At 72.8% G+C, this 18,281-nt stretch carries 17 protein-coding genes; 6 read left to right on the forward strand and 11 right to left on the reverse strand.

Going from position 1 to position 18,281, the window contains the following annotated elements; translation table 11 throughout:
* Positions 1-4 precede the first annotated feature (4 nt).
* Positions 5-1,975 (reverse strand): PQQ-binding-like beta-propeller repeat protein, encoded by a 1,971-nt coding sequence (locus AB0J53_RS06080; protein ID WP_364168997.1) that lies wholly within the window; start codon positions 1,973-1,975, stop codon positions 5-7.
* A gap of 86 nt (positions 1,976-2,061) precedes the next feature.
* On the opposite strand from AB0J53_RS06080, the gene AB0J53_RS06085 reads away from it, so the two are divergent.
* From AB0J53_RS06085 to AB0J53_RS06105, 5 genes are read left to right on the forward strand one after another with little or no spacing between them, the layout of a single operon-like run.
* Positions 2,062-2,826, forward strand: a complete 765-nt coding sequence (locus AB0J53_RS06085) for an amidohydrolase family protein (protein WP_364168999.1) — start codon at positions 2,062-2,064, stop codon at positions 2,824-2,826.
* The gene (locus AB0J53_RS06090; protein ID WP_364169001.1) at positions 2,823-3,533 is read left to right on the forward strand and encodes an amidohydrolase family protein; all 711 of its coding nucleotides are present in this window, start codon (positions 2,823-2,825) and stop codon (positions 3,531-3,533) included. The genes AB0J53_RS06085 and AB0J53_RS06090 overlap by 4 nt, the downstream gene beginning before the upstream one ends.
* Positions 3,534-3,587: 54 nt before the next feature.
* The gene (locus tag AB0J53_RS06095; protein ID WP_364169002.1) at positions 3,588-5,537 is read left to right on the forward strand and encodes a hypothetical protein; all 1,950 of its coding nucleotides are present in this window, start codon (positions 3,588-3,590) and stop codon (positions 5,535-5,537) included.
* Between the two features lie 57 nt (positions 5,538-5,594).
* Positions 5,595-6,458, forward strand: coding sequence for an NAD(P)-dependent oxidoreductase (locus AB0J53_RS06100; protein ID WP_364169003.1), 864 nt, complete (start codon positions 5,595-5,597; stop codon positions 6,456-6,458).
* Between the two features lie 41 nt (positions 6,459-6,499).
* Positions 6,500-7,492, forward strand: a complete 993-nt coding sequence (locus AB0J53_RS06105) for a S66 peptidase family protein (RefSeq protein ID WP_364169005.1) — start codon at positions 6,500-6,502, stop codon at positions 7,490-7,492.
* Here AB0J53_RS06105 and AB0J53_RS06110 read toward each other — a convergent pair.
* The 6 genes from AB0J53_RS06110 to AB0J53_RS06135 form a co-directional block, all read right to left on the reverse strand.
* The gene (locus AB0J53_RS06110) at positions 7,473-8,027 is read right to left on the reverse strand and encodes an NUDIX hydrolase (protein WP_364169007.1); all 555 of its coding nucleotides are present in this window, start codon (positions 8,025-8,027) and stop codon (positions 7,473-7,475) included. The genes AB0J53_RS06105 and AB0J53_RS06110 overlap by 20 nt on opposite strands.
* Positions 8,020-8,913: a dihydrodipicolinate synthase family protein gene (locus AB0J53_RS06115; RefSeq protein WP_364169009.1), complete on the reverse strand. Its 894-nt coding sequence runs from the start codon at positions 8,911-8,913 to the stop codon at positions 8,020-8,022. Before AB0J53_RS06115 ends, AB0J53_RS06110 begins: the two co-directional genes overlap by 8 nt.
* A 10-nt stretch (positions 8,914-8,923) precedes the next feature.
* Positions 8,924-9,784 (reverse strand): carbohydrate ABC transporter permease, encoded by an 861-nt coding sequence (locus AB0J53_RS06120; protein ID WP_308125814.1) that lies wholly within the window; start codon positions 9,782-9,784, stop codon positions 8,924-8,926.
* Positions 9,781-10,647, reverse strand: coding sequence for a sugar ABC transporter permease (locus tag AB0J53_RS06125; protein WP_219506669.1), 867 nt, complete (start codon positions 10,645-10,647; stop codon positions 9,781-9,783). The genes AB0J53_RS06120 and AB0J53_RS06125 overlap by 4 nt, the downstream gene beginning before the upstream one ends.
* 25 nt (positions 10,648-10,672) lie before the next feature.
* Entirely contained in the window at positions 10,673-11,920 is a 1,248-nt protein-coding gene (locus AB0J53_RS06130; protein WP_364169012.1) for a sugar ABC transporter substrate-binding protein, read from the reverse strand.
* A gap of 86 nt (positions 11,921-12,006) precedes the next feature.
* A complete protein-coding gene (locus tag AB0J53_RS06135) occupies positions 12,007-13,155 on the reverse strand; it encodes a DegT/DnrJ/EryC1/StrS family aminotransferase (RefSeq protein ID WP_364169014.1) in 1,149 nt (382 codons plus the stop codon).
* A 74-nt stretch (positions 13,156-13,229) separates the two neighbouring features.
* Between AB0J53_RS06135 and AB0J53_RS06140 the strand changes: the two genes are divergently transcribed.
* On the forward strand, positions 13,230-14,435 hold the full coding sequence (locus tag AB0J53_RS06140) for a hypothetical protein (protein WP_364169016.1): 1,206 nt from the start codon (positions 13,230-13,232) through the stop codon (positions 14,433-14,435).
* 7 nt (positions 14,436-14,442) lie between these two features.
* On the opposite strand, the gene AB0J53_RS06145 is transcribed toward AB0J53_RS06140, so the two are convergent.
* The 4 genes from AB0J53_RS06145 to AB0J53_RS06160 form a co-directional block, all read right to left on the reverse strand.
* A complete protein-coding gene (locus AB0J53_RS06145; RefSeq protein ID WP_364169018.1) occupies positions 14,443-15,516 on the reverse strand; it encodes a dihydrodipicolinate synthase family protein in 1,074 nt (357 codons plus the stop codon).
* A 22-nt stretch (positions 15,517-15,538) separates the two neighbouring features.
* Positions 15,539-16,546 (reverse strand): NAD-dependent epimerase/dehydratase family protein, encoded by a 1,008-nt coding sequence (locus AB0J53_RS06150; protein ID WP_219506676.1) that lies wholly within the window; start codon positions 16,544-16,546, stop codon positions 15,539-15,541.
* An 82-nt stretch (positions 16,547-16,628) separates the two neighbouring features.
* Positions 16,629-17,513: a Gfo/Idh/MocA family oxidoreductase gene (locus AB0J53_RS06155; RefSeq protein WP_364169020.1), complete on the reverse strand. Its 885-nt coding sequence runs from the start codon at positions 17,511-17,513 to the stop codon at positions 16,629-16,631.
* A gap of 174 nt (positions 17,514-17,687) precedes the next feature.
* Positions 17,688-18,257, reverse strand: coding sequence for a hypothetical protein (locus tag AB0J53_RS06160; protein WP_364169022.1), 570 nt, complete (start codon positions 18,255-18,257; stop codon positions 17,688-17,690).
* Positions 18,258-18,281: the final 24 nt, after the last annotated feature.

Below are 18,281 nucleotides of genomic sequence, written 5' to 3' on the forward strand. Positions count from 1 at the left end.
AAACCTACGACGTGCCGGCGGGGAGCGTCAAGGGCGGGCAGCGCGGGTCGAGCCGGACGCGGGCCAGGTCACGCCCCACGATCGCCCAGGCGTTCCAGGAGCCGGGCTCGAAGTGGAGCTGCGGATTGGTGTGCCACTCGTCGCCCAGCCCGGTGGCCAGCAGCGTGGCCCCGCGCCCGGCGTCGAGCTCGTAGGCGTTGCCGCCGCCCCGGAAGACCGAGGCGAACAGGCGGCCCCGGTGCGTGGTCAGCTCACCGTAGCCGGAGATCGTGCCCTGCCGCACGACCTGCCGCGTCTCGGGGTCCATCGCCATCCAGGCGCCCGACTCGCGCTTGAACGACGCGTACAGCAGGCCCTTGTGCAGCTTGACGTCCTGGAAGGTGCGGTGGCCCGGCATCGGGTCGGCCTGCCAGAGGACGGTGCGGCGGGCCAGGTCGAAGGCGGCGACGGAGGCGGTCGGCGTGCTGGTGCCGAACACGTCGCCGGCCAGGTAGACGACGCCCCGCTCCTCGTCGAGGGCCAGGCTCATGAGGTTCTGGCCGGGGATGACGCCGGCGTACACGTCCTTGGCGCCGGTCCGCGGGTCGACGACCGACAGCGCGCCGGGGACGCTCGCCGACAGCGACGAGGTGGCGACCAGGAGCTTGCCGGTGCGCGGGTCGTACTCGATGTCCCAGGGCCGCTTCTGGTCGTGGCCGAGGTAGCCGAGGCTGCGGACCTCGTCGGTGCGCACGTCGACGGAGACGATCTCGCCGGTGGGGTACATGGCGGCGTAGACCTTGTCCCCCGCCCTGACCATGGCCTTGGGCTCGCCGGGGACCCGGATCCGGCGCTGCTCGCCGGTGCGCAGGTCGCGGATGTCGAGGGCGAAGTGGCCGCCGGCGTAGACGGCGCGGCCGGGGACGAGCACCATGCTCTGGGTGCGCTCGGCGCCGGCCGGCATGCCCGCGTCGATGAGGTCGGTGAACTCGGCCGCGCCGGTGCCGCTGTCCAGCGCCCACAGGCCGCCGCTGCCGGCGAACGACAGCACCGCGTTCTCGCCGGTCACGTGGAGCAGGCGGGTCTCGTCGCCGTAGGAGGGCGGGGCGGCGACCCGGGTGAGCGCGCTGTCGCCGGTGCGGTAGCGGTGGACGGCGCCGTCGGGGCGGGAGGCGGCGTAGACGGAGCCGTCGGCGGCCGGGGTGAGCGCGTCGAGCAGCCCGGTCTCGACGGTGACCCGCCGCAGGTCGGTGCCGTCCTTGCGGACGTCGATCAGCTCGGGTCCGGCGGCGGCCACCACGCGGTCGCCGTTGAGGGTGACGACACCGAAGGCGGCGCCCGCCTCGGCGAGCCGGGTGACCTCGCCGCTGACGCGGTCGACCCGCACGAGCAGCTTCTTCTCCAGCAGGCCCGCGTAGACGTAGCGGTCGTCGGCGGCCACGGCGCGCACGTAGTGCTCGCCCTGGGCCAGCACGCCGTAGCGGCGGACGGCGCCGGTGCCGGGGACGTACTCCCAGACCCGCCCGTCGGAGGAGGTGCCGGCGTACAGCGTGCCGTCGGGGGCCGCGGCCAGGCTCCACACGAAGCCGCCGACCTTGCCGAAGGAGTGCAGGTGGGCCACCTCGCCGGTGGCGATGTCGAAGCTGTAGAGGTCGGGGACGGGGTAGGTGCCGACGTAGACCTTGCCGCCGGACACGGCGACGGCCCAGCCGCCCTCGGGCTCGCCGTCGGCGGGGCCGTCGGGCAGCGTGGCGCTCCTGACGACCTTGCGGGTGGCCAGGTCGATCTCGGCGATCACGGGCGGCTTGGGGCCGCGACTGACGACGTAGGCGCGGCCCTCGTGCACGGCGGCGCCGACGATGGCGGCGGTGACGGAGGCCGGGCCGTAGGTGGTGACGGCGGGGTAGCCGCAGCGGGAGGGGGCGGCGGATGCGGCCCCGGGAGAGACGAGCGCGGGTAACAGGCCCGCCACCACGACGAGCAGGGATCGGAGCACGCCGGCCACCTCACGTTCATTTGTGACTGATTTTGGCCCAGACCGTAACTATATGAGCGCGGTTAGTCAATGGCATGATGACGCGCATGACGATTGAGGAACAGCCCGCAATACCGTTCGACGCCTGGAGCCTGATCGGCGGCCTGGAGGTGACGCTCGACGTGGACGTGCTCGTCGGGGCCTTCCCCGACCGCGACGGCCCGCCCGGCACGCCGGAGTCGGTGGGCGGGCTCCTGGCCGGCCACCGCACCCGCGCCGGCGCGGTCGCGAGCCTGCGGGCCGCCCTGTTCGACGTACGGCAGGGCAACGACGAGGTGCTGGCCCTGGCCGCCGAGTCGCGGTGGCTGCCCGTGGGCGCCGTGGACCTGCGTGACGCGCTCGGCGCCGGGCGCGAGCTCGACCGGCTGGCCGGGGCCGGGGTGCGGGCGGTGCGGCTGTTCCCGGACGAGCAGGGCGTGGACGCGTCGTTCCCGTCGGTGCGCCACGTCGCCCGCCGGGCGGCGGAGCTCCGGCTGGTGGTGCTGACCGGCGGCGACGTGCGCCGCTTCTGGCAGCCGTTCGCCGGGATCGGCGCCCGGGTCGTCTTCCTCGACACGCACTTCTATCACCTGGGCGACTTCCTGGTGGCCGCGCTGGAGGAGCCCGGGTTCCACACCTCGACGCGGCTGCTCAACTCCCCCGACGCGCTGGAGACCGTCGCCGCCGAGCTGGGCGTGGAGCGGCTGCTGCACGGCACCCGCGCGCCGCACTACGAGCCGATCGTGCCGCTGCTCAGGCTGGCGACGAGCGGACTGGACCCGGCCCAGGTCGAGGCCGTGGCCGGAGGCAACGCGAGGAGGCTGCTGGCATGATCATCGACGTGCACGCGCACTGGGGGCCGTGGTTCTTCACCATGGACGTGGCCGGGGCGAGCCTGGCCACCATGGACCGCTACGGCATCGGCAAGGCGATCGTGTCGGCCACCGAGGCGGTCATCTACGACGCGCAGGCGGGCAACCGGGCGCTGGCGAAGGTGCTGGAGGGGCAGGACCGGCTCCTCGGGTACGTCACGGTCAACCCGCGGCGGCTGCGCGAGGCGGCCGAGGACCTGCGGGGCCTGACCGGGCCGTGGGTCGGCGTCAAGATCCACACGGACTACACGGGCTCGCCGGTGACCTCGCCGCGCATGCGGGCCGCGCTGGAGCTGGCCGCCGAGGCGGGGCGGCCGGCGCTCGTGCACACGTGGGGGCCCTCGGTGCTCGACCTGGCCCAGGTGTGCCTGGACATCCCGGGCCTGCGGGTCATCGCCGGGCACATGGGCGCCGACGGCCACCGCTACGCGATCGAGGCGGCGCGCGGCTGCGACCGGCTCTACCTGGAGCCGTGCTGGTCGCACGCCCCGGCGGGCCGGATCGCCGAGGTGGTGGCGGCGGTGGACGACCGGCAGCTGCTGTTCGGCACGGACGCCACGCTGATCGACCCGTCCTCGGCCTTCGGCGCGGTCGCGGCGGCGGGGCTCACGGGCCTGACGGCCGAGCGGGTCGCGTGGCGCAACGCGGCGGAGCTGTTCTCGATCTAGACATTACGGACCAGCCCGTTATAGCGTGCGGCCAAACCTTCCCAGGAGCCGCACATGATCCCCCGCCGTCGTTTCCTGCAGGTGGCCGCCGCGTCCACGGCGGCCGCCGCGCTGCCCGCCCTGACGCCAGCGACCGCCGCCCACGCCGCCGCACCTCCCGAAGGAACCCTCACCGACCTGGGCCCCGCCAGCGTCGCCAGCCCGCTGGGCAACGCCGAGATCGTCGGCGGCGTGCTCTACGCCGGCTCGCGCGGCCTGTCACCCAACGTGGTCGGCGCCTACGACCTCGCCCAGGATTCGGTCACCGCCCATTTCGACATCCCCACCGGCATCGGCGTCTGGGCGATGTGCCGGGTCGGCACCGACGTGTACGTGGGCACCCACTCCAGGTCCGACCTCTACAAGCTCGACACCGTCGCGGGCACCGTCACCAAGGTCGCCTCCTACCCGGACCACTTCATCTGGACCCTGGCCGCCTCCCCCGACGGCAAGGTCTACCTGGGCACCTCCGAGCCGGGCAAGGTCAAGGAGTACGACCCGGCCACCGGCGCCGGCCGCGACCTGGGCGAGGCGGCTCCCGGTGAGGCGTACGTGCGCGGCATCCAGGCCGACGAGACCCACGTCTACGCGGGCGTCGGCGCCAACGCCCACCTGATCGCGATCGACCGGGCCAGCGGGGAGCGGCGCGACCTGCTGCCACCCGAGCTGGCCGACCGCGACTGGGTGTCGAGCCTGAGCGTCTCCGCCACTCACATCGCCGGCGGCATGAACTCGCTCGCCGAGCTGGTCATCCTGAACAAGGCGGACCCGTCCGACTACAAGGTCGTCAAGGCCACCGCCCCGGGCGAGAAGTACATCGTCTCGGTGCTGATCCACGACGGCTACGCCTACTTCGCCGGCCGCCCCACCGGCACCTTCTACCGGGCCCGGCTCGACACCGGCGAGCTGGAGGTGCTGGGCGTGCCGTACTTCGAGGCCGCCACCCACCGCATCCTGGCCCACGAGGGCCGCGTCTACGGGGTCCAGGACAACGCGGTGTTCGTCTACGACCCGGCGACGGGCTCGCTGGACTACCGCAACCTGGTGCAGCGCGGCTTCCGGGCCGCCGCCGAGGAGCCGATGTCGGTCCACTCCGACGGCGAGCGCGTCTACGTGGGCGGCAAGAGCGGCGCCGACATCCACGACCTGGCCACCGGCGAGACCACCCGGCTGGCCATCCCCGGCGAGCCCAAGACCATGATCACCGTCCACGGCACCACCTACATCGGCGTCTACACCCAGGCCGCGCTCTACTCCCACCGGGCCGGCGACGCCGAGGCGACCCTGCTGGCGCGCACCGGCAACCAGCAGGACCGCCCGCGCGACCTGGCCTGGGACGCCAGGACCGGCCTGCTCGTCATGCCGACCCAGCCGGAGCCCGGCCACATGAACGGCGCCCTGTCCTTCTACGCGCCGCGCACCGGCGCGTACACGACGCAGCGGCCCGCCGTCGAGCGCCAGACCGTCTACTCGGTCGTCACCCGGCGCGGCACCGCCTACCTCGGCACGCTCACCCAGGAGGGGCTGGGCCTGCCGCCGGTCACGACCACCGCCCGCCTGGCCGCCTACGACCTGGCGGCGCGCGAGCTGCTGTGGGAGGCCGAGCCCGTCCCGGGCGCCCGCTACATCTCCGCGCTCGCGCTCGGCCCCCGCCACCTGTACGGGATGACGAACACGGGCGTCGTCTTCGAGTGGGACCTGCGCGCCCGGAAGGTCACCCGGACGCTCAAGACCGGCTCGAAGGGCGGCGACCTGCACGTGGTGGGCCGGGTGGCGTACTGCACCGACGGCGAGAAGGTCTACAAGGTCGACCTGCGCGCCTTCACCGCGAAGCCGATCGTGGAGGGGCTGGCGGGGCAGTGGTTCGGCGGCGAGCCCAAGCTGGCGCTCGACCCGTCCCGGCTCGCCCTGTACGGGGTCAAGGGCCGCAACCTGGTGCGGATCGCCATCGACGGCAGCCGCTGACCAGCGCCGTTCCGGGCCCGGTTACCGTAGAGGTGAAGTCGTGATCTGGGGGAGAACATGACCGGCGTCGCAGTGCTCGGAACGGGGATCATGGGTGCGCCCATGGCGGCCAACCTGCTCGCGGCGGGCCTGCCCGTCCGCGTGTGGAACCGCACGCGGGAGAAGGCGCAGCCGCTGGAGGCGGCGGGCGCGGTGGTCGCCGGCACGCCGGCCGAGGCCGTGGACGGCGCCGACGTCGTGATCACGATGCTGAGCGACGCCGGAGCCGTCCACGACGCCGTGTCCGCCGCCGCCCCTGGGCTGCGCGCCGGGCAGGTGTGGGCGCAGATGAGCACGGTCGGCGTCGGCGGCGTGACCCGGCTGGCGGAGCTGGCCGCGGCCCACGGGCTGACGTTCGTCGACGCGCCCGTGCAGGGCACCAGGCAGCCGGCCGAGCAGGGCACGCTGATCATCCTGGCCGCCGGGCCGGGACAGGCCAGGCAGGCGCTCGAACCGGTCTTCGCCGCCCTCGGGCAGCGCACGCTCTGGCTGGACGAGGACGGCGCCTCCGGGGCCGGGTCGCGGCTGAAGATGGCCACGGTGAGCTTCGGCATCTCGCTGACGGCCGTCGTCGCCGAGTCGCTGGCCCTGGCCCGGGGCCTCGGCGTGGACCCCGAGCTGGTCCGCGAGGTGATCGTGGGCGGGCCGATGGACAGCGCCTACTTCCAGGTCAAGTCGCGGGCGATCCTCGACGGCTCCTTCGAGCCGAGCTTCACCGTGCGCAACGCCGAGAAGGACACCGGCCTGATCGTCGAGGCGGGCCGGGAGGCCGGCGTCCGGCTGGACGTGGTGGCCGCCGCCCGCGAGCGTTTCCGCCGCGCCGACGCCCAGGGCCACGGCGACGAGGACATGTCCGCCACGTATTTCGCTAGTTTCGACTGATTTGTACGTGCTAGTTAACGGAGATGCGATATCCGTCTCCCTTGCGCCCCGGTGACCGGGTCGGGGTCACCTCACCGTCCAGCGGCGTCGACAAGAGCCTGAACGACCGCCTCCAGGTCGCGATCCACGCCGTCGAGGCGCGCGGCTACGAGGTGGTCGTCGGCGCCTGCATGGACGGCTCCGGTCACGTCAGCGCGCCCGCCCCCGAGCGGGCCCGCGAGCTGACGGACATGCTCACCGACCCGTCGATCAGGGCGATCGTGCCGCCGTGGGGCGGCGACACCTGCATCGACCTGCTGCCGCTGCTCGACTGGGACGCGCTGCGCGAGGCCGAGCCGACCTGGCTGGTGGGCTACTCCGACAACACCACGATCCTGACCCCGCTGACGCTGCTGACCGGCGTCGCGACCGTCCACGGCAACAATTTGATGGACACGCCCTACCGGGTGCCCGACGGGCTGGCGAGCTGGCTGGACATCGTGGCGATGCCGCCCGGCGCGACGTTCACGCAGACTCCGCCGGGCCGCTACCGGGCGCAGGGCTTCGACGACTGGCAGAACGCGCCCGGCTCCGACGAGTTCACCCTCGACACGCCCGGCCGGTGGACCCGCCTGGACGGCGACGGCGACGTCCGGGCGGAGGGACGGCTGATCGGCGGCTGCGTCGAGATGCTCTGCAACCTCGCCGGGACGCCCTACCTCGACACCGCGCCGCTGGCCGGCGACGGGCTGATCGTGTACGTGGAGGCGTGCGAGCACGACGCGGGCACCATCTGCCGCAACCTGCACGGGATGCGGCTGGCCGGCTTCTTCGACGGCGCCACCGCGATCCTCGTCGGCCGCACCCGCGCTCCCGGGCTGCGCACGCTCACCCAGCACGAGGCGGTGCTCGACGCGCTCGGCGGCCTCGGCGTGCCCATCGTGGCCGACGTCGAGTGCGGCCACGTGCCGCCATACCTGCCGCTGGTCAACGGCGCGCGGGCGGTCGTCACCCACACCGCCGAGCGCGACGAGGTCACCCAGACCCTGGCGTGAGCCCCATCCTCAGCAGGGTGTAGGCGGCGACCGAGCCGGAGTCGCTGATCTCGCCGGCGCGGATCATCCGCTCGAACTCGGCGCGGCTCACCCACCGGTGCAGCATGTCCTGCTCGGTGTGCTCCCGGTTGACCGGGCCGCGTCGCAGCTCCGTGGCGAGGTAGACGTACAGCTGCTGGTTGACCAGGCCGTGGGCGTTGTCGAGCGCGCCGAGGAGGGTCCAGCTCGCGGCGCGCAGCCCGGTCTCCTCCGCCAGCTCGATCCTGGCCTCCTCCTCCCGGCTGGCGGCCGTCGCCGTGCCCTGGGGGAAGCTCCAGGAGCGGCGGCGCATCGGGTAGCGGTACTCCTCGACCAGGTGGAACCCGTCGTCCTCCATCGGGACGACCAGCACGAAGTCGGGCTTGTCGACGTAGGCGTACATGCCCCGGGTGCCGTCGGGGCGCTCGACCTGGTCCTCGCGGACCGTCATCCACGGGTTGTCGTAGACGACCTTGCTGGACAGCTGCCGGATCGTGTCCGGCCGGGGGTCAGGCACGGCCGGCCGCCAGGGCGCCCAGCACGGCGGCGCGTTCGCCGCCGGGCAGCGGCGGGCCGTAGGGGTCGGCGGCGTGGGCGGCGGGGATGCGGCCCTCGGCGGCGGCCAGCCAGAGCATGCGCTGCACGTAACCCTCCATCGGGGCGGTGAACGTGGCCGCCGCGAGCCGGTCGAGCCGGGCGGACGCCTCGTGGAAGGCGCGCAGGTCGGTGCCCTCGAACGCGCGCAGGACGGCGGCCGTCAGGCCGACGTGGGCGGCGGCGATGCCGACCAGGGCCGCCTGGGCGCCCCACAGGAGCGAGGGGCCGAACATGCGGTCCTCGCCGGTGATCGCGAGCCGGTCGGCGTCCCTGGTGAGCGCGATGGCGAGCTGGCAGCCCATGGCGTCGGACAGCAGGGCCGTCTTGAGCCCCGCCACGCCCGGGTGGGCGAGCAGGTCGCGCAGCGTCTCGGGCGGGCAGGGGCGGGTGTAGAGGTCGAAGGCGATCATGGGCAGCCGGGCCGCCCGCCAGACGTGCTCGTGCCGGGCGAGCCGGTCCCCCTCCTCGGGGAACACCAGCACGCCGGCCGCGCCCAGCGCCGCCGCGACGCGCGCCTGCTCCCCCGGGTCGTCGCGCGCCGGCCCGCCGCCCACGCCGACCAGGACGGGGACGCCGGTGGCGACCGCGCGTTCGATCACGGTGGCGCGGGTGGCCGGGGGGAGGTACGGGCCGCGGCCCGTGTGGGCGAGGACCGCCAGGGCCCCCGCGCCGTCCTCGACCAGGCCCGCGAGGTAGCGGGTCACGACGTCCGGGTCCACCTCGCCGGTCGCCGTCATGGGGGTGGCCGCGGCGGCGATGAGGGTGCCGTGGAGCCGATCCCGAAGCGCTTGTGCCGTTTCATCCACGGAAGGGAGCCTATTTGAATCCGGTCATCGCGATGCTGTTCACCAGGTACCGCTGCAACAGGAAGAACACCAGCAGGCACGGGATCACCGAGATCGTCGCCGACGACATGAGCATCGTCAGCTGCATCTCCTCGGTACGCAGCCCCGCCAGGCCGACGGTCAGCGTCCGGGTGGCGTCGCTCTGGCCGACGACCAGCGGCCACAGGAAGTCGTTCCAGTGCCACAGGAACACGAACACGCCCAGCGTGGCCATGATCGGCTTGGTCAGCGGCACCACGATCGTCAGGTAGACGCGCAGCTCGGAGGCGCCGTCGACCTTGGCGGCGTCGAACAGCTCGTCCGGCAGCCCCATGATGAACTGCCGCATGAGGAAGACGGCCTGGGAGTTGGCCAGCGTCGGGACGATCAGCCCCCAGAACGTGTCCACCCCGTCCAGGCTGTTGACCAGCACGAACGTGGGGATGAGCGTCGCCTGGAACGGCACCATCATCGTCGCCAGGAACGTCCAGAACATCGCGTCGCGGCCCGGGAAGCGCTTCTTGGCGAACGCGTAGCCGGCCATCGACGCGGTGAGCAGGATGATCACGACCGACACGACGGAGTAGACGATCGAGTTGACCGTCCACTCCACGAACCCGGACGCCGACAGCACCGCGGTCAGGTTGTCCAGCGTCAGCGACTCGGGCCACTGGGCGGGCAGCGTGGGCCGCCCGGCCGGCGACAGCGCGACGACGAACATGGCCAGGAACGGCGCGACCGTCAGCAGCGACAGCACGGCCAGCAGGGCGGCGAGCGGCCACCTCGCCCGGCGCCTGGGCGGCCGTCCGGCGGCCCGTTCGCGGGTGAGCGGCCTGGTGGCGGTGATGGTCACGTGTTCCCCCGGTCCAGGAAGCGGCGCTGGATCAGCGACACGACCAGCACGATCGCGAACAGCACCACGCCCCACGTGGCCGCGTACCCGAAGTCGAAGAAGCGGAAGCCGTGGTCGTAGATGCCGTAGATGAGCGTGTAGCTGGCCCGCGCCGGGCCGCCGCCGGTCATCACGTAGATGGTGTCGAACACCTGGAAGGCGCTGATCGTCTCGATGATCAGGACGAAGAAGAGCGTCGGCTTGAGCAGCGGCAGCGTGATGCGGCGGAACTTCTGCCAGGAGCCCGCCCCGTCGACGGTGGCCGCCTCCAGGTAGCTGGCCGGGATGGACTTGAGCCCGGCCAGCAGGATCAGCATCGAGTAGCCGAACCCCTTCCACACCGACACGACGGCCAGCGCGGGCAGCACCAGCGACGCCTCCTCCAGGAAGGCCACCGGGCCGAGGTCCAGCTTGCCGATCAGGCCGTTGATCAGCCCGTCGAACTCGTAGATCCAGCGCCACAGCACGCCCGCGAGCACGAAGCTGGTCACGTACGGCAGGAAGAGCATGCCGCGGAACAGGCCGCGCATGAACACCACCCGGTTGAGCAGCAACGCCGTGCCGAGCGCCACCACGAGGGTGAGCGGCACGTAGACGGCCGCGTACACGAGCGTGACCCGCAGACTGCGCCAGAAGTTGACGTCCTCGAACAGCCTGGCGTAGTTGTCCGCGCCGATGAGACTCCAGTCGCCGCTGACGTTCCAGTTCGTCAGGCTCATGCCCACGGCCCCGAGCGAGGGGAAGATCCGGAAGATCAGGAAGAGCACGAGCACGGGCAGGACGAACAGCAGTCCGGTGACCGGGTCACGCAAGCGATGTCGCACGGCGTTCCTTTCTCGTTCAGCCGCTTCAGCCGCCGCTGCTCAGCAGCGCGTCGGCTTCCTCGGCGGCCTTGTCCAGTGCCGTCTTGGCGTCCTCCTGGCCGAGCAGCGCGGCCTGGATGTGCGGCGCGATGAGGCCCATGACCTGGCGGGCCTGCGGGTGGGTGTCGCCGGGGAAGGCGTACTCCAGGGACTTGGCGAACTCCTTGGCCGACTCCGACTGGCCGGGCACGGTGACGTCGGTGCGGGCGGGGAAGAAGCCCGACTCCTTGGCCAGCTCGGCGGCGACCTCGGGCGAGGCCAGGTAGCCGGCGAGCTTCTTGGCGGCGTCCTTGTTCTCGGTGTGCTTGGCGAGCACGACGCCGCCGGGGATGCCGAAGGCGACCCGCTTGCTGCCTTCCAGGGGCAGGCCGATGCCGACGTTCTCCTCGCCGATGGCGGTGCCGAGCTGGACGGCCTGCAGCGCGGTGGCCGCGTGGTACATGGCGGACTTGCCGGACGCCAGCGCGCCGCCCTCGATGTCGTTGCCCTTGCTGGCGGCGTTCTCCGGCAGGCCGCCGGCGGCCTTGAGGTCGAGCAGGAGCTGCAGGCTCGCCACGCCCTCCGGGCCGTTGAAGGCGACGCTCTTGCCGTCGGCGGCGAAGACGGTGCCGCCGTTGGCCCACAGGATGGGGTAGAAGCTCTGGTTCAGGCTGACCTCGGGCTTGCCGGGGTAGTCGAGGACGGCGACCTTCTTGGCGGCCAGCTTGGGCGCGGCGACCTTGAGCTCGTCCAGCGTCTCAGGGACCTTCTCGACGCCCGCCTCGGCGAACAGCTTCTTGTTGTAGATGGGCGCGGTGATCGTCTGGTAGATCGGCACGCCGTAGAGCTTGCCGTCGACGGTCAGGGCGCTGAGCGAGTTGGGCAGGTAGGCGGCCTTGTCGGCGGCCACCACGTCGTCGACGGGCTCGATGGTGCCCTGCTGGGCGTACTGCGGGATCTGGTCGGGCCCGAGGACGACCAGGTCGAAGCCCTTCTTGGAGACGAGAGCGGTGGTGACCTTCTCCTGGCGGCCCTCCCACGGCTGCTGGTCGACGGTGACGTCGATCGCCGGGTTCTTCGCCTCGAAGTCCTTCTCGACCTTCGCCCAGAACGCCTGGCTCTTGGCCTGGTCGCCGATGACGGGGTACATCCAGAGGGTCACCGTGCTCTTGTCCGACCCGTCGGACGACGATCCGCACCCGGCGGCGGCGACGCTCAGCGCGAGCGCGACGCCCAGGGCCGTTGTCTTCCTCATCGGCGGCATCCTTTCGTTAATACCGGTCCTGACCGAAACCTAGTAACGCGTACTCGGCGCGGTCAATCCCTGATACCTGACCGTGACTACGGGGCGGGCCGAAATTTCAGCATTTCCTGGGCGATGAGGGCGACGTGATCGGGGGTGTAGTTCTCGTTCCAGTCGATGACCAGCAGCGTCTCGGCGACCAACCGCTCGGCCTCGGGGCACGTGCGGGGGACGTACCCCTCCAAAGGGTAGCGAGACGACCCGTATATCGGCCCTTGCCATACGGGCGCGCGGTTGAGCGGCTCGTCCAGGTATCCGGCCCGCGCCGGTATCCCGGCCTCCCGCAGCCGGGCGGCCAGCTCAGGCGCGCCGCCGCCGGGCAGCACGACGGGGAAGAGCCACCAGGCGTGGCCCTCCGGGCGCGGCAGCCGTACCCCTTCCAGGCCCTCCAGGGCCTCCAGCAGCCGCAGGGCCGTCGCGCGGCGGTCGGCCACCACCCGGGGCAGCTTGGCGAGCTGGGCGCGCGCCACGGCGGCCTGGAGCTCGCTCATGCGGTAGTTCAGGCCGAACGCGGCGTGCGAGCGGCCCGCCGACCGGTCCCAGCCCTTGTCGGAGAACAGCCGCATGCGCCGGGCCAGCTCGTCGTCATCGGTCAGCGTGAGCCCGCCGTCGCCGCAGGTGATGTGCTTCCACTGCTGCAGGCTCAGGCAGGCCACGTCGCCCACGGTCCCGGCAGGCCGCCTCTCCCCCGGTCCTGCGGGCAGCTCGGTCAGCCACGCCTGGGCGCAGTCCTCGATCAGCGCGAGCCCGTGCGCGTCCGCCAGCGCGCGCAGCTCGTCCACCCGGGCCGGGGCGCCGAACAGGTGCACGGCCATGATCGCCCTGGTCCGCGGCCCGATGAGGCGCGCGACGGCGTCCGGGTCGAGATTGCCGTCGGCGGGATCGACGTCGGCGAAGACAGGAACGGCGTTCTGCGCCAAGATGGGGGCCACAGTCCCGAAGTCCGTGATCGGCGTCGTGATGATCTCGTCGCCGGGATCCGGCGCTGCGGCCACGACCGCGAGATGGAGGGCGGCGGTGCCCGAGCTGCACGCGATCGCGTGGCGCACGCCGTGCATGTCGGCGATCTCGCGTTCGAGCGCCCGCGCCTCGGTGCCCCAGACGGAGTTGAGCATGCCCGAACGGATCACCCGCTCGACGGCCGCCACCTCCTCGTCACCGAGCGTGCGGCCGGCCGCCTCTGCCATGGACGGGAACTTCACAGAGCACCTCACAGGATACGATTGCGGTCTTGACCGTTAATAGCGAGAGGGAGACGTGGGTGGCGATCGTCATCGGTGTCGTCGGTCCGCATGATCTGGTCGACCAGGTCGCGGCCACCTGCGAGGAGCAGCCGGGCCTGAGCGCCCTGCGGCTCGACTACGACCACGAGTCGCAGGCGCCCGCGATCGTGGAGGCGCACGCCACCTCCGTCGAGGGCTGGCTGTTCACCGGCATCGTGCCGTACATGCTCTCCCGCGACGCCGACGCGCTCACCCGCCCCGCCGCGTTCGTCGACTACACCGGCGCGACGCTGCTCAGCGCCCTCGTCCGGCTCCAGCACCAGGGCGTGGACGTGACCCGGCTGTCCATCGACACGCTGTCGGCGGCCGACGTGACGGCCACGTTCGCCGAGGCGGGGCTGCCCACCGAGCAGCTCCGCACGCTGCCCTACCGGCCGGAGGTGACGTCGAAGAAGGCCATCGCCTTCCACCGGCGCGGCCCCGCCCACCCGGTGATCACCTGCCTGAGCTCCGTCTACGAGGCGCTGCGCGACGACCCGCACGTGCTGCGGCTGGCCCCCTCCACGCACTCGGTGCGGGTCGCGCTGCGCCAGCTCCTGCTCACCGCCGAAGGGCAGGCGCAGGAGGACGCGCAGATCGCGCTCGGCCTCATCGAGGTGGAGAACGACGAGGGGCTGCTGCGCGAGGCCGCCGCCCTGGGCGGCACCGTCGCCGCCTTCCGGGGCGGCACCCACCTGCTCGTCACCACCCGGGGGCCGCTGCACGACGCCACCGTGGGCTTCACCGGGCTGCCGCTGCTGGCCCGCCTGGCCGGCCAGAACCAGGTGGTGCGGGTCGGCTTCGGCCTGGGCCGCAGCGCCGCCGAGGCCGAGAGCCTGGCCCGCCGCGCCCTGGCCCGCGCCCGCCGCATCGGCGACGTCGCCGCCGTGCTGTCGCTGCGCGCCGACACCGACATCGTGCTGGAGTCGGTGCCGACAGGCCCCGCCGGCGAGCAGAACCTGTCGGTCATCGCCCGCCGCGTCGGCCTGTCGGTGCCCACGCTGGAGAAGCTCCTGGAGGCCCGCGACGCCGCCGGCGACGAGCCGCTGACCACGCGGGAGATCGCCGACCGGCTCGCGGTCCAGCAGCGCACCGCCCGCCGCATGCTGCACCGGCTGGAGCTCGCCGGTCTCGCCGAGCGCACCGGCAACCTGACCAGCGGCTCCAGCGGGCGGCCGCTGACCCTCTACCGGCTGACGCTCTGACACGGCTTCAGGCGAGCCAGCGGGCGAGTCCCTCGGCGACGAAGTCGTCGTCGCGCAGCCACGGGTAGGCCGCCCACACCCGGTCAATCTCGGCGAGCTGGCCCGGCGACAGCTCCTCGGCCGGGTCCAGGCACCAGCGGCCCGCCAGCAGGCCCTGGCGGCGCAGGATCTCGTGGATGCCCGGGATGCAGCCGTGGAAGCCGTTGGCCGTGTCGAAGATGGCAGCGTTGGCGTCGGTGAGGTGGCCGTCGAGCGTGAGCAGGCGGCGCGTGGCCGCGTCGTCGCCCGCGCGGGCCCGCCCGGCCTCCTCCAGCAGCTCCACCGCCCGCCGCACCCACACGGCCCACTGGCCGAGCAGCCCGCCGACGAACTCGACCTCCACCTCGCGCCCGTCCACCACCACCCGGTGCGGGGTGATGAGGTCGGCCAGGATGTGGTCGTCGTTGCCGGTGTAGAGCGCGACCTCGCCGGCGCGCCCGGCCCGCACGACGCCGTGCAGCACGTCGAGCGTGCGGTAGCGGTCGAACGGGGCGACCTTGATGCCGACGACCGACTCGATCGAGGCCAGCCGCGTCCAGAAGTCGCGCGACAGCGGCCGTCCGCCCACGGCGGGCTGCAGGTAGAAGCCGATCACCGGCAGCACCTCGCCCACCGCCCGCGCCCGCTCCACCAGCGCGTCCTCGTCGAGCTCGGCGTACGGGCTCAGCAGGGCCATGTGGTAGCCGAGCGACCTGGCCAGCTCGGCCTCGGCCACGGCCTGGGCGGTGGGCCCGGTCGTGCCCGCCACCAGCACCACCTCGCGCTCGAACTCGCCCGCGGTGCGCGCGGCCAGCTCCAGCACCGGCGGCAGCAGGTCCGTGCCGTGCAGGGCGAACTGCGTGGTGTGCACGCCGACCGCCAGGCCGCCCGCGCCGGCCTCGATGTAGTAGCGGGTCAGGGCGCGCTGGCGGCGCTCGTCGAGCGTCCTGCCGGGCGTGAGCGCGAGCGGGTGCGCCGGGATCACCAGCCCGCGCCTGAACAGGTCACGCACCGACGTCTGCGCCTCTGGAGCCGTGCTGAGCACGTTTGTCCCCCTTGTCATGGAAGATGTGGTCCCGCCGGCGCTAGAAACGGCCGTCACGGCGTTCGAACTTCGTGGGCTTGCCCAGCAGCGGGCCGCCGTCCGCCACCCAGCGGGCGATGTGGTCGATCAGCTCCAGCGGCGTGATCTCCGGGTAGCCGAACAGCCGGTGGCAGCGCGAGGCGTTCGACAGCAGCGCCGTCGGGGCCTCCTCACCGGTGAACACCGGCTCCACGCCCAGCCGCGCGCCCAGCTCCAGCGCGGCCCGCCGTACGGAGATCAGCTCCGGGCCCGTGACGTTGAGCACGTACGGCGGGGTGCCGGCGTGCAGCAGCGAGCGGAGGGTGACCTCGTTGGCGTAGCCCTGCCACACGACGTTGACCTGACCGGTCGTCAGGTCGACGGGCTCGCGGGCGAGCACCTTCTGCGCCAGGTCGACGAGCACGCCGTAGCGCAGCTCGACGGCGTAGTTGAGGCGGATCAGCGCCATCGGGGTGCCGTGCAGCTCCGAGAAGTGCGTCAGCACCCGCTCGCGGCCCAGGCAGCTCATCGCGTAGTCGCCGACGGGCCCGGGCCGGTCGTCCTCGACGCTGCCGCCGCCGGTGACGGGGACGAGCGGGTAGACGTTGCCGGTGGACAGCGCCGCGATGCGGCTGTCACGGAAGCGCTCGGCGATCCGGCCCGGCAGGTACGTGTTGGTGAACCAGGTGGCGTGCTCGCGCCCCTGCGTGCCGAACTTGGCCCCGACCAGGAACACCACGTTCGGCGCTTCCGGCAGGCCGGCCAGCGCCCGCTCGTCGGCCACGTCGGCGCTCACCACGGTGGCGCCCTCGGCGGCGAGCGCGTCGGCCAGGCCGGGCTCGGAGAAGCGCGACACGGCGATGACGCGCTTCTCGCCCCGGGTGGCGTTCAGCGCCAGCCGCACCAGGCTCGGGCCCAGCTTTCCGCCCGCGCCGAGGATCATGATGTCGCCGTCGAGCTTGCCGAGATCCTCCACGAGGCCGGCGCTGGGGCGCGCCAGGCGCTCCTCGAGTTCCGCTGTCGTCCGCACGCGGGGTCCCCCTCTGTCCGTTATTTACGGTCCAGACCGTAACCGTGAGGGAGTCCGCCTGTCAACGGGCGGCGCCGCGACGTCAGACGCTCTCGCGCGCCGCCACCAGAACACCGAGGATCGCCCGCGTCTCCGCCCACGGCACCGGGCTCGGCGCGCCGCCCGCCATCTCCAGGAACGCCTCGATCGTCCCCGCGTAGCCGAGCCCCCGCACCGGATCGTCCCCCGCCTCGATCACCACGTGCTCGTCGCCGCCCCGGCGGTGCACGGTCACGCCATAGCGCTCCTCGTCACTCACCCCGATCACCTCCACCACGCCGGTCACCCCGCTGTCCCACCGCAGCGCCATCACCCCGGTGTCCTCCGACCGCAGCGTCCCGTAGTGCCGCGTCGCAGCCGCCGCCCCCGCCAGCCGGACCCCCGGCCCGAGCAGCGCCACCAGCAGCTCCACCCCGTGCACGCCCATCGTCACCAGCGTCCCGCCGCCCTCCGACGGGGTGTCCTGCCAGGCGTTGTAGCCGGTCGCCCACAGGCCCACGTCATGCCGTACGGTCGCGCGCACCGACAGCACGTCGTCCCCGTCCGCCTTCACCCCGGCGAACGCCGGCGCGAACCGGAGCACCGAACCCGACATCACCCGGTCGTGGATCGGCAGCCGGTCCAGCCGGTCGAGCTGCTCCCGCGTCGCCGCCGCCGGCTTGTTCACGAAACACGCCGCCCCGGTCTCCAGCACCGCCGCCAGCGCCTCGGGCACCTGCGGGTTCGGCACCGTCAGCACCACCCCGTCAGGGCCGTGCTCCAGCGCCTCCGCCAGGCTCCCCGCCACCCGCGCCCCCGGGTGCTCCTCCGTGAAGCGCCGCAACCGCTCGGCGTCCGGCTCCCACACCACCAGCTCGGCATGCCGGGCCAGCGTGCGGGCATCGGTGTAGGGATGGCTGGTGGCGAGCCCGGCGAGAGTGATGCGCACGGCGTGCTCCAAGAGTGTCAGAGGGTACGAAACGCAGCCCATCATGACAGCCCGGCAACCCAGGTGACACTGCGTACGCGGACGGGTACGCTTGGGGCAGCCACCTCCTACGGGGGGATCGGAAGTGAGCCCGGGTGGACCGCCGGACGACGGAAGCCCGGGCTTCGCGCTGTCTCAGCGCGCGTCGATGCGCCGCACGAGCAGCTCGGCGTCCACCTGACTCCAGAAGCGGTGATCGCCCCGCTCGGCGCGGGAGAGCGCGCCCGCGACGATGTCCGGCAGCCACAGCAGGGGCTCGGCCGACGGGTCGGACCAGGACAGCCGCAGCCTCGGCGGCATGGAGTGACGGCCCTGCAGCACCGCCACCAGCTCGTGATCGCGAAGGTCGAGCTCACTGTGACGGCGCTCGAACACCACGTCGGCGACATGGTGGCCGCCCAGCTCCCAGAGCAGGTGCTCCATGCACTTGCGGCGAGCCCGCTCCTGCCGCTTCGGGTCCAGCCCGGCGCCCACGACCACGACCCCGGCGGGGCGCAGGGCCGCCACCGCCTCGATGATCTGGGCGCGGCGCTTGTCGTTCTCGTCCCGCCAGTGCAGGCGGCGCTGACAGCGCAGGAGCAGGGCGCGCAGGTCCGCGCGGCATCGGTCGGCGTGCGCGGGCCGGACGAGCACCGCCGCCATGAGGTAGAGGCCACGGGCGAGCAGCATCGACTCGTCGATGTACGCGGAGAACGGGGGGTTCACGAGCGCTCATGCTAGCCCCGCCCC

This window comes from Nonomuraea sp. NPDC049725 (assembly GCF_040674795.1).
Taxonomy (GTDB): domain Bacteria; phylum Actinomycetota; class Actinomycetes; order Streptosporangiales; family Streptosporangiaceae; genus Nonomuraea; species Nonomuraea ceibae.